The organism is Flavobacterium sp. KACC 22761, assembly GCF_034058155.1.
GTDB lineage: Bacteria > Bacteroidota > Bacteroidia > Flavobacteriales > Flavobacteriaceae > Flavobacterium.
This window is the reverse complement of record NZ_CP139148.1, coordinates 4,371,920-4,384,129: the sequence shown is the minus strand read 5'-3', so window position 1 is coordinate 4,384,129 and position 12,210 is coordinate 4,371,920. Positions and strand designations below refer to the sequence as shown.

Genomic DNA, 12,210 nt, shown 5'->3' with positions numbered 1-12,210 from the left:
TGCCACAGATTAACAGGATTAAAAGGATTAGAAAAAAATCTGCTTAATCAGCAAAATCTGCGGGAGAAAAAATCCTTTTCAATCTTTTCATCCCGATAGCTATCGGGAGTGAAAAAAGGAAGCAGTATGTTTTAATTTATAAAAATATATTTAAACATGAAAAAGTATATTATTTGTATAATTCTTCTTTTTGGAATTTTCTCGCTTTCAGCGCAGGAAAATCAGTATGAGATTTACAGGACAATTCCTTTGGCGCAATCTATAAAAGAAGTTGAAGGAAAGCCTTTCATTCTTAATTCGGATTCAAAAATATTTTATCCGAAAAAGAATGACAATTTAAAGCAGATTGCTGTTTTTTTATCAGAATACATTCAGATTGCAAATGGATTAAAAATTGAAATTTCAACAGAAAATCCGAAGGTTAATGGAATTGTTTTACATGATAATTTCAAAAATGATAATAAGGAAGCATACAATTTCGCAGTTAATCAGAACCAGATTTTGATTAATGGAGCAACAAGTGCCGGAACTTTTTATGGTGTACAACTTTTACGAAAAGTGTTGTTGGAAAACGAAACGAAATCGGTTATTGAACTTCCAAGTGTGCAAATTACAGATTATCCAAGATTTGCTTATCGTGGAATGCATTTAGATGTTGCGCGTCATTTTGCATCTGTGGAATTCGTGAAAAAGTATATCGATTTATTGGCTTTTCACAATATCAATACATTTCACTGGCATCTAACCGACGATCAAGGATGGCGTGTCGAAATTAAAAAGTATCCAAAATTAACTGAAATAGGCTCTTTAAGATCTGAAACACAAATAGGAAAACAAGTTGGCGTTTATGACGGAAAACCACACGGAGGATTTTATACGCAGGAACAGATAAAAGAAATTGTGGCGTATGCACAAAAACGTTTCATTACAATTATTCCCGAAATTGATTTACCAGGTCACATGGTTGCTGCACTTGCATCTTATCCAGAATTGGGTTGTATTGGCAAAGGCTACGAAGTGTATAAAAAATGGGGAGTTTCGGACGATGTTCTTTGTCTTGGAAATGAAAAGACTTTTACTTTTTTAGAAGGAGTTTTTACAGAATTGATTCCGCTTTTTCCTTCCAAATATTTCCATATCGGAGGTGACGAATGCCCCAAAAAGAGATGGGAAAAATGTCCTAAATGTCAAGCAAAAATCGCCGAATTAGGCCTGCAAAAAGACAGCAAACATTCGGCTGAAGAAAAATTGCAGAGTTATTGCATGTCTAGAATCGAAAAATTCTTAAATGCAAAAGGAAAACAAGTTATAGGCTGGGACGAAATACTCGAGGGAGGAATTGCTCCAAATGCTACCATAATGTCTTGGAGAAGTGCTCAGGCTGGAGTAGAAGCAGTGAAACAAGGGCATAAAGCGATTATGACACCGAGTTCGCATGTTTATTTTGATTATTATCAAAGTACAGACGCCGCCTCTGAACCTTTGGCAATTGGCGGTTTTACAAATTTAGAGCGCGTGTATTCCTTCGAACCAATTCCAGATGGATTGACTGAGAACGAAAGAAAACTTGTTATTGGTGCGCAAGCAAATCTCTGGAGAGAATATATTGATAGCGATGCGCAGACAGAATACATGGTTTTGCCAAGACTTGCCGCTTTAAGCGAAGTGATTTGGACAAATGCCGATAAAAAGAATTATGGAGATTTCTTGAAGCGATTATCTGATTTCTTAAAAATCTATGATAAACTGAACTACAATTATGCAAAACATATTTTAGAGGTTTCACCAGAATACAAAGTTGATACAGAAAATGGTCAATTAATTTTAAATCTAAAAACATCAAGCAAATCACCTATTTATTATACTTTGGATGGTTCAGAACCAACTTTGCAAAGCAAAAAATATAGCGAAAACATAATCGTCAATAGCGCTGTAACCGTAAAAGCGGCAGTTCTTTCAGAAAATTATAAAAGCAAAGTTTTCACCAAAAAGTTTGAATTTAACAAAGCGACGGCAAAACCCATTGTTTTAAAAAACGAGCCCGTTGACCGTTATCGTTTTAATGGTGGAAAAACTCTGGTTGACGGAAGAACAGGAACAACGGCTTTTAGCACAGGAGATTGGATTGCACTTTATAAAGATGATTTTGAGGCAACTATAGATTTAAAATCAGTTCAACAAATTTCAGAAGTTACTATGAATAGTTTTACCTCTCCTAATGATTGGATTTTTGGACCTAAACAATTTCAGGTTTTAATCTCAACCGACGGAATAAATTTTAAAGAAGTTCATACTCAAGATTTAAAAATCGCTCAAAAAGAGGATGGGCCAAAGATTACAAATTTAAAAGCTGTTTTTGCCAAACAAGACGCAAGATTTATTAAAATAAAGGCGCCAATTTTTGAAAAAATTCCAGAATGGCATTATTCTGCCGGACAGCCTACATTTTTATTTGTTGACGAAATTACGATTAACTAACACAATTTAAATAACCATGAAAAAAAGTTCTTTATTTCCATTATACACACTTTCAGCCTTATTTTTTTTAGCTGGTTGTTCTGAAAGCAATTCACAGTCAAAACCAACTGTAAAAACAAGCATTGAAGAACAAATTAAAACCAAATTTGAAAAAGAAATTTCACCTGCCCCGTCAAGCCCTTGTTTTGCAGGAGCTTATTATCGAAAAGCTTATTCCAGTAAAGATTATTGGCTAGGAATTGGAGGAACGGTTACGCTTCCTGTTTTAACGTACGACCCTTCAAGAACAAATCCGAATAAACCTGGTGCATATTTGGACAATGCCTCGATTTATTTAGGTGGAAATTCTGATGAGCAGGAAACTGATATCGGATTGACTTGGGAAGTAATCCGCGAAGCAGATGGCACAGTAAGTAAAGAGCATAAAGCATTTCGTCCGTTTTTGCGACGTACAGGCTATAAATCAAGACAAACAGCACTTTACATGAATGCGCCTGCAGAACCTGCTTATTATTGGTATCCAGGAGAAACGGTTACCATCAGTATTCAATTGGTAGAATCAAAAAAGCTAAAATTTATTGTGGAAGGTGCTGGAAAAAAATATGAGCAAATATTTGATGTTGATGGCTACGATCCAACATTTATGGCGCAGTACAAACGTGTAAACGCCATTGACCAAGTATCAAATGAAGGAAAACCAGCGCAACCCACTACAGCAAAAGTAACGGGCGCAAAATGGACTGAAACTTTCCTGTTTCGTTCTGTAAATGGAAGTGTCGTAAAAGCTCCAATGCATACGAAACGCTTTACAGATATGCAATGTCCGGCAAAAAGTTACTTTAATTTAGCTCCATTTGGTGAAAGTGGCGAATCAATTGATATTTTTGGTTCCAGATAAAATTCAAAAAAAAAATAACTACTAAGCTATAAAAACATAAAAAATGAAAACCAGAAGAGATTTTTTAAACCAATTAGGATTAGGTGCGGCATCTGCAATGAGTATTCCTTTATTGAGTTCTTTTGAAAGTGCTTCAGCTATAAAAACTGAAGAAAGACCTGAATTAATTACACAAGATCGTCCAGAATTATTGGTTCCAAAAGGAAATGCATTACGAATTACAGGAACTTTCTTAGACGAGATTTCACATGATATTCCGCATCAAAATTGGGGCGAAAAAGAATGGGATCAAGATTTTGCCCACATGAAGGCAATTGGCATTGATACTGTTATTATGATTCGTTCAGGTTATAGAAAATTCATTACTTATAATTCTGATTATTTGATTAATAAAAGAGGCTGTTATAAACCAGGCGTTGATCTTTTGGATATGTATTTACGTTTGGCCGACAAACATAAAATGAAGTTTTATTTCGGATTATATGATTCTGGTGTTTATTGGGATACTGGAGATATGACAACTGAAATAGAAGCAAATAAATTTGTGATCGAAGAAGTTTGGAAAAAATACGGACACTACAAAAGTTTTGCGGGCTGGTATTTAAGTGGAGAAATCAGCCGCAAAACTAAAGGAGCAATCGAATCATTTAGAACTTTAGGACAATTATGTAAAGATGTTTCTGGAGGGTTGCCAACCTTTATGTCACCTTGGATTGATGGTAAAAAAGCAGTAATGGCGGCTTCAGGAAAACTTTCTAGAGAAGATGCGATTTCTGTACAAGAACACGAAAAGGAGTGGGGTGAAATCTTCGACGGAATCAAAGGTGCTGTTGATGCTTGTGCATTTCAAGATGGCCACATTGATTATGATGAATTGGATGCTTTTTTCTCTGTAAATAAAAAACTTGGAGATAAATATGGATTGGAATGCTGGACAAATGCTGAGACTTTTGACAGAGATATGCCAATCAAATTTTTCCCAATCAAATTTGAAAAATTGAGATTAAAATTAGAAGCTGCACAAAGAGCAGGATACCAAAAAGGAATCACTTTTGAATTTTCGCACTTTATGAGTCCGCAGTCAGCTTATTTGCAGGCAGGTCATTTGTACGACAGATACAAAGAGTATTTTGGTATCAAATAATAAAGTCTTAAAATTTTAATCACAAATAAAAAATGAATCAAAAAGAGAATATTAAGTATATAATTTTCCTGTCGGTTATTGGCGCTATAGGGGGATTTCTTTTCGGATATGATGTAGCTGTTATTTCTGGAACTATAGAGCAAGTAACCAAACAATTTTCGCTTGACAATGTATCAGTTGGCTGGTATGTGGGTTGCGCTTTGATAGGTTCTATTATCGGAGTCGCTTTTGCGGGTAAAATCGCCGATCTTTTAGGTCGTAAATGGACGATGCTTTTGGCAGCAACTCTATTTACAATTTCTGCAGCGGGCTGTATGTTTGTAAATAGTTTTGAAGCTCTTATCTGGGCTAGAATCCTTGGAGGAATGGGTATTGGGGTAGCTTCTGTTGTATCTCCATTGTATATTTCAGAGGTTTCTCCGGCGCGTTTTAGAGGAACTTTGGTAACACTTTATCAATTAGCAATCACTGTCGGTATCGTTGCTTCGTATTTTGCAAATGCTAAAGTTTTGGCATGGGCAACTTCAGGTCATTTTGATGCACAATTGGCAACAGTTATTTTCCAGACAGAATATTGGAGAGGAATGTTAGGTTTATGCGGAGTGCCTTCTTTCCTGTTTTTTTTGATTATCTTTTTTATTCCAGAAAGTCCGAGATGGCAGATTTCTAAGAATAATTTGGTCGCAGCCGAAAAAACATTAACGCAATTATTTGGTGCGGAAGAAGCCAAAGAACAAATTGAAAACAACCAAAAATCACTTTTAAATAAAGAAAAAACAGACTGGAGGATTTTGTTTCAGCCTGGCTACAGAACGGCTTTATTCATTGGAATGAGTTTGGCTATTTTAGGACAATTCATGGGAGTAAATGTTATTTTCTATTACGGACCAATTATTTTTAAAGAAGCTGGAATGGCTTCTCAAGGCTCATTGGATTTTCAAATCGTAATTGGAGTGGTGAATGTGCTTTCGACCATTTTAGGAATGTACTTAGTAGATAAAATTGGAAGAAAAAAACTAGTATATATTGGCGTAACAGGAATGTTTGTAATGCTTATTGCTATTGGGGCTTATTTCTATTTAGGTTTCAACAATCCAAATATTTTGTTGTATCTAATTATTGGATATATTTTCTTTTGTGCAATTTCTATCTGTGTGGTTATTTGGGTTTTAATATCAGAAATGTATCCAGTAAAAGTACGCGGATTGGCAATGTCAATGGCAGGTTTTTCTCTTTGGATAGGTTCTTATCTTATTGGGCAATTGACACCGGTATTATTAGAATCATTAAGCCCAGCAATTTCGTTTTGGATTTTTGCAGTAATGTGTATTCCATATCTATTGATAACACGTTTTTATGTTCCTGAAACCACAGGAAAATCCCTTGAAGAAATTGAAGATATCTGGATTGCGCATTAATTTCTATATTTACTATTCCGTTGGATGTAATTAAAAAAGAAATATTCTAACACATAGAAACATAGATTTTTTCTTCTCCATTTTTAAGGTAATGGAAAAAGCCAGTTTTCACACATAGATAACTATGTTTTTTAATGCAAAGTGGAACGCCTTTTCTATAGAAAGTTAAACTATGATTCTATGTGTTGAATAAATTATACACAACGGTTATTACTACTAAACACTATCAAACCAAAACCAATTATGAAATTCTTTTCAAAGCTTCAAGCCAAAGAACCAAAGTCAATTTTAAATGCTGCTGTTATTGTAGCTGCTTTAGGTTATTTTGTAGATATATATGATCTTTTATTATTCGGAATTGTCCGAACGGACAGTCTAAAAGACTTAGGAATTACCGGCGATGCCATTCGAAATCAAGGTGAATATCTCATCAGTATGCAGATGTTCGGAATGTTGTTTGGAGGAATTCTGTGGGGAATTCTTGGAGATAAAAAAGGAAGAATTTCAGTTTTGTTTGGTTCGATTCTGATTTATTCTGTTGCGAATATTGCTAACGGAATGGTTCATACAATTGATGCATACGCTTTTTGGAGACTGATTGCCGGAATTGGTCTTGCAGGAGAATTAGGCGCCGGAATTACGCTTGTAGCAGAATCTTTGCCAAAGGAAAAACGCGGTTACGGAACTATGATTGTAGCTTCGGTTGGAGTTTCGGGAGCAGTTGCGGCTTATATAATTTATGAAGTTTTCCAAGACTGGCGTTTGTGTTATTATGCAGGAGGCGTTTTAGGAATCTTATTATTATTTTTGAGGATCAGCATTACAGAATCAGGAATTTTTAAAAGAGTTCAGGAAGAGAATGAAAAGACTGGTGATTTTTTGTCCTTGTTTACCAATAGAAAGCGATTTTTTAAGTACCTAAACTGTATTTTGATTGGAATGCCTTTATGGTTTTTGGTTGGCGTCTTGATTACCTTTTCACCAGAATTTGCAAAAGCATTAAATATACAGCAAGCCGAAACTATTGAAGCCGGGAAAGCTATTGCATTTTGTTACGCAGGATTGGTTTTTGGAGATATCGCCAGCGGACTTTTGAGTCAGTGGCTGAAAAGCAGAAAAAAAGTGATGTACTGGTTTTTGGCTTTCAACCTGTTAATGGTGTTTGTTTATTTGAATGTTTCGGCAATTTCTACAAATGTGTTTTATTTTCTTTGTCTTTTAATGGGAGTTTCTGTTGGGTATTGGGTACTTTTTGTAACCATCGCGGCAGAACAATTTGGAACCAATATTAGAGCAACTGTTACCACAACGGCACCAAATTTTGTGAGAGGTTCGCTTCCGCTGATCATTTTGATTTATTCGTATTTCAGAGATTCGATTTTTGAAGGCGATATTATCAAATCAGGAATGGTCGTGGGATCTTTATTATCTGTAATTTCATTGTTGGCATTGTCACAATTGAAAGAAACTTTCTCTGTCGATTTAGATTATTCTGAAAAAGCATAATAAAAAATTCAATGTTAAATTATTTCATTTACCTAAGTTGAGTGCTTAATGGTTTGGTTATCAATTGCACCAGTTGAATTCAATAAAATGTTTATTTTTTAGTAAATTTAATTTTACTTGTAGATTATTGATGAAGATTGTTTTTGTAAATAATTTAATGGAAAAGGAAGGTAGAAATGCCTTCCTTTTTAAATAGTAAGCCAATTGAATATGAACCGAACTGCTAAAATAAATTTTATGAATAAATTCCTTTTTTTATTTGGTCTTCTATGTTTTTTTTCAGGTTGCAAATCAGCAAAAAATAGTCCAATCACTCAAATTCTGAAAAGTGATAATGTTGCCATTAAAAAAGTGGCAGATCAGCCGGAACATTACGAATTGCAGATTATTTATACTTCGGTAAAAAGAAAAAACGATGGAAAAGTTATTTTAAAAGATTACAAATACAACGTTGATGCTTCAAATTATTTTTATCCCGCAAGCACTGTAAAACTTCCGATTGCGGTCTTGGCTTTGGAAAAATTGAACAAGATGAAAGATGTTGATGTAAATACCACCTTTGTTGTAAACGGTGCTGCCGAAAAATCGACATTTTCAGACAATTTGCGTAAAATTTTTGCAGTGAGTTCAAACGAGGCAAACAATGATTTTTATGAATTTATGGGGCGCGATTATATCAATAAAACATTAAAAGATAAAGGATTAAAACAAGTTCGGATAAATCATCGTTTATCAACTCCAAATTCAGGAGCATCAGAAACAAAGAAAATAACGTTTTACAAAAATGATGGCGAGGAAATAATCATTCCAAGTGTTAACGATAGCAAAATTATTCCGTTGAAATTAAATAAAATTTTAAAAGGGAAGGGCTATCTAGAAGACGATAAACTGGTTAATTCTCCAATGGATTTTAGCAAAAAAAATTACCTTCCGTTAGAAACATTGCACGGAGTTATGAAAAGAATTGTTTTCCCCGATAATTTTTCAAGCAAAGAACGTTTTGATTTGTCAAAAGAGAACAGAGAACTTCTTTTGTTTGATATGCAGAATTTGCCTAGAAATGCGGGATATGATCCAAAGGAATATTACGACGGATATTGCAAGTTTTTTATGTTTGGCGATACAAAAGAACCAATTCCTAGCAACATAAAAATATACAATAAAGTTGGAGATGCTTATGGCACATTAGTCGATTGCGCCTACATTGTAGATGAAGTTCATAATGTTGAATTCATTATCAGTGCTACTTTATTGGTCAACGAAGACCAAATTTTCAATGATGGGATTTATGAATACGAGAAAATAGGATTGCCTTTTCTAGCACAACTCGGACGAGCTTTTTATGATTTTAATTTAAAGAAAAGCAAAAAAGATGGGTTGTAATCAAATTTTAGATTTTTAAGATTGTAATTGATTTTATTTCAAAAAAATAGAGGCAATTGTCTTATATTTAAATTATTAAAATATTTTAAAAACAAATTAATTAATGGTAAAATATTTTATATATTTGTTTCTAAAAAATAAATTTTGAAAATATTATAAATCATAATTTCTCATATAAAGATTCAAAACTCTACGATGTCTTGCGCTAAAATATTTAACTGATTTGAATGAAAAGTAAAACCGTTTCTATAAAAAATATTGCCGACGAATTGAAGATTTCAATTACGACGGTTTCTTTTGTATTGAACGGTAAAGCGGTCGAAAAGCATATTTCAAAAGAAGTGACGCAGAAAGTGCTGGATTATGCAAAACGAATAAATTATAGACCAAATTTAATTGCACAAAGTCTGAGAACAGGAAAATCAAAGATTCTGGTTTTTATGGTTGAAGATATTTCGAATAGCTTTTTCTCGAAATTGGCAAGAATTTTTGAAGACATGATTTATGAAAAAGGCTATAAAGTTATATTTTGCAGTAATGAAAATAATGATGAGAGATCAAAAGAACTCATAGAATTGTTTCATTTCCGCCAAGCAGATGGATTTATAATTGTTCCTTCCCCAGGAATAAAAGATACAATTGAAGGTCTGATAAATAGTAATATTCCAGTTGTTTTGATGGACCGATTTTTTGATGATCTACATTGCAACTATGTCGGAATTGATAATGAGAGAGCTTCAAATGAAGCTGTCACGCATTTAATTGATAATCAGTTTAAGAATATTGGTTTTATCACCACAACATCGAATCAATCTCAATTAAGAGATCGTTTGCAGGGGTATGAAAAAACAATTGAAAAACACGGATTGCAACCTGTAATCCTGCGAATTCCTGAAAACAAATTGACAGAAGGGAAAGAATACATCAAAGATTTTTTTAATAAAAATACCAATCTAGATTCTGTTTTTTTCTCCACCAATTATTTGGCTCAACAAGGATTAGAGATTTTTAAGGATAATGATTATAATTTATTAAAAAAACTTGGAGTGATTTCTTTTGATGATCATGATATGTTTCGTTTATGCCCAACCTCAATTACCTGCGTATCGCAACCTCTTACTGAAATTTCTGCAAAACTTATCGAAAGGATGATATTGCTACTAGACAGTAAAGAGGAAAACAAATCATTTAAAAAAGATGTACTAAAAGCAGAGCTAATTGTACGTGAATCATCATTAGCGAAAAAATGTATTGAAAATCAGATTGTATAGAACAAAATGTTTTTTTGTCTTAATTTGTTTGAATGTTTTATTCTGATATGATTTTCTAGGTTGGCTTAATAAACCGCTCACATCCCAAACATTTGCCATACGAGCTTTTCCTGAAGGCCCTTTGATATGAGGTAGTTTGTTGAGAAACAAATATCCTATAGCGTCCTGCTTTCTAAAATACATAAATGGTGTTTTTTACATACTCATAAAAAAAGCGATTGAATTTTTCAACCGCTTTTTAATTTCAAATGTGTTTTAAAGATTATTTCCCAGAAATCAATTCCATGATTTTATCATAAATAGCCGTATTTTGATAAACGCCTTTAAAATTATCAGCTCCAGGGCCATAAGCAAAAACTGGAACCGGAACTGCTGTATGATCATTTGTGCTGAAACTTCCATGAACATAACCTTTTTCAATACTTCCGTCGATTAAAGATAAACCGCCAGTTTCATGATCTGCTGTTATGATTACTAAAGTTTCAGGATTTTTGTCTGCAAATTCCATTGCCTGTCCTACTAATTTATCAAAATCCAACATTTCTCGTACAACATATTCTACATTATTCTGATGTCCGCCATAATCAATTTGCGCGCCTTCGGCCATGATGAAAAACGGATTCTTTGTTTTTGAAAAAGTAGCAGTTGCTTTCGCTAAAGATTTAGTTAGAAAATCTCCTCTTCCGTTTTTGATTGAAACTACTGCCTGATCTTCTAAAACAACAAACCGGCTGTTTTTGATTGTATCTAAACTTGCGAATTTATCTGAAAAAGTATATCCTTTTTCAACCAAAATTTTAGACAAATCTTTGCCGTCTTTTCTAGATTTAAATTCATTTTGTCCGCCTCCAATTAAAATATCCGAAGGGTTTGCTAAAAAATCATTTGCTATAGGTTCGCTGTAACTTCTTTCTGGCTGATGTGCATAAAATGACGCAGGTGTAGCATCTGTAATATTTCCTGCAGAAATAATAGCCGTTTTATAGTTTTTCTTAGCCAATTGTTGTGTGATTAATTCAAGTGTTTTTCCTAGCTCGTCAACACTGATAAATCTATTATTGGTTTTGTGTCCTGTCGCCATTGCCGTTGCGCCCGCAGCAGAATCGGTAATGTAACTGTCTGAAGATTTTGTGATAGAAAGTCCTTGAGTTGGAATATTAAAAAGGCTTAATTGCCCTTTATTGGCCGTATAACCTGCATAAATTTGAGTTAGTCCCATTCCGTCGCCAATCAGCAAAATAACATTTTTTGGCCGTTTGCTTTTGAATGCATTTTTTGGGATATAAGCTTGGTGAAAATCTGTATTTTGGTAAAATGTAGTTTTGATGCTGTTGATGAATTGAGTCAATTCTGCTACTTTGTCAGTTCCAATAAAATCGACTTTTAAATTCATCAAAGTCATGTAAGTGTTGACGTTGTCTTGTGTTGCCCAAAATCGCACTTTTTTATTTTGACTGTGGACTTTCTTTATAATTGTCTGAATTTTTTCAGAATCAGCCTGAGTCAAAACTCCTTTTCCATTCCAAACGGTGATTTCTTTTAAATCTTCACTGATCATTTCAACACGCGCTAATTGATCTGGCGTGTATTCTTCGTTTATCCTTCCATCAAAATAAATAAAATCAGGAAAATCTTTCCAAAGAGAGGGCAGAGGTCTATTTCCTGAAATGACAACTTTTATGTTTTTATTCGAAATAATATCTGGAAAAGTTTTTAACTGCTGCACAATTGCTTTCAAGGTAGCATCAGCATCAGACTTAATATCGATCATTAAAATTAAAGGTTTGTTGCTTGGATAGGCTTTTCCTTCTAATGTTTTTAATTTGGACGAAAGTGGTTCCAGATATAAACTTTTAAGCGTGTTGTAAGTTTTGATTTCTTTTGAAGTATGAGCCACAAAAAGTTCATTATTTACTAAAAAAACATCCGCTTCGATAACGCCAGTTTCATTTGAATAAGCGCCATAAAAGGGCAATTTGCTTTCATAATCGTTATGAGAATGAATATTGGAAGAACTGTATTCCTGCGCTTGCGCAAAAAAGAAAAACTGAAGGCAAAAAAGGGTGATTATTTTTTTCATCGAAAATTGATTTGATTCCATAAAGCGGTAGG

Annotated in this window: 9 protein-coding genes; 7 read left to right on the top strand and 2 right to left on the bottom strand. The window is 33.8% G+C overall.

Annotated features, from left to right (window positions below; genetic code table 11):
• Positions 1-156 precede the first annotated feature (156 nt).
• From SCB73_RS18685 to SCB73_RS18655, 7 genes are all read left to right on the top strand, one after another.
• The gene (locus SCB73_RS18685; protein ID WP_320567697.1) at positions 157-2,478 is read left to right on the top strand and encodes a glycoside hydrolase family 20 protein; all 2,322 of its coding nucleotides are present in this window, start codon (positions 157-159) and stop codon (positions 2,476-2,478) included.
• Between the two features lie 16 nt (positions 2,479-2,494).
• On the top strand, positions 2,495-3,376 hold the full coding sequence (locus SCB73_RS18680) for a hypothetical protein (RefSeq protein WP_320567696.1): 882 nt from the start codon (positions 2,495-2,497) through the stop codon (positions 3,374-3,376).
• 43 nt (positions 3,377-3,419) lie between these two features.
• A complete protein-coding gene (locus SCB73_RS18675; protein WP_320567695.1) occupies positions 3,420-4,520 on the top strand; it encodes a DUF4434 domain-containing protein in 1,101 nt (366 codons plus the stop codon).
• Positions 4,521-4,552: 32 nt separating this feature from the next.
• A complete protein-coding gene (locus SCB73_RS18670; RefSeq protein ID WP_320567694.1) occupies positions 4,553-5,938 on the top strand; it encodes a sugar porter family MFS transporter in 1,386 nt (461 codons plus the stop codon).
• Positions 5,939-6,181: 243 nt separating this feature from the next.
• Entirely contained in the window at positions 6,182-7,444 is a 1,263-nt protein-coding gene (locus SCB73_RS18665) for an MFS transporter (protein WP_320567693.1), read from the top strand.
• A gap of 237 nt (positions 7,445-7,681) precedes the next feature.
• Complete coding sequence (locus SCB73_RS18660) at positions 7,682-8,827, top strand: serine hydrolase (RefSeq protein WP_320567692.1); 1,146 nt, start codon at positions 7,682-7,684, stop codon at positions 8,825-8,827.
• A gap of 227 nt (positions 8,828-9,054) precedes the next feature.
• Positions 9,055-10,098: a LacI family DNA-binding transcriptional regulator gene (locus SCB73_RS18655; protein WP_320567691.1), complete on the top strand. Its 1,044-nt coding sequence runs from the start codon at positions 9,055-9,057 to the stop codon at positions 10,096-10,098.
• On the opposite strand, the gene SCB73_RS18650 is transcribed toward SCB73_RS18655, so the two are convergent.
• Together SCB73_RS18650 and SCB73_RS18645 are read right to left on the bottom strand one after the other, a co-directional pair.
• Positions 10,063-10,281 carry a hypothetical protein gene (locus tag SCB73_RS18650; RefSeq protein WP_320567690.1) on the bottom strand — a complete coding sequence of 73 codons (219 nt, stop codon included), beginning with the start codon at positions 10,279-10,281 and terminating at the stop codon, positions 10,063-10,065. The two genes, SCB73_RS18655 and SCB73_RS18650, sit on opposite strands and share 36 nt — an antisense overlap.
• 79 nt (positions 10,282-10,360) lie before the next feature.
• Positions 10,361-12,178 (bottom strand): alkaline phosphatase, encoded by a 1,818-nt coding sequence (locus tag SCB73_RS18645; RefSeq protein ID WP_320567689.1) that lies wholly within the window; start codon positions 12,176-12,178, stop codon positions 10,361-10,363.
• Positions 12,179-12,210: the final 32 nt, after the last annotated feature.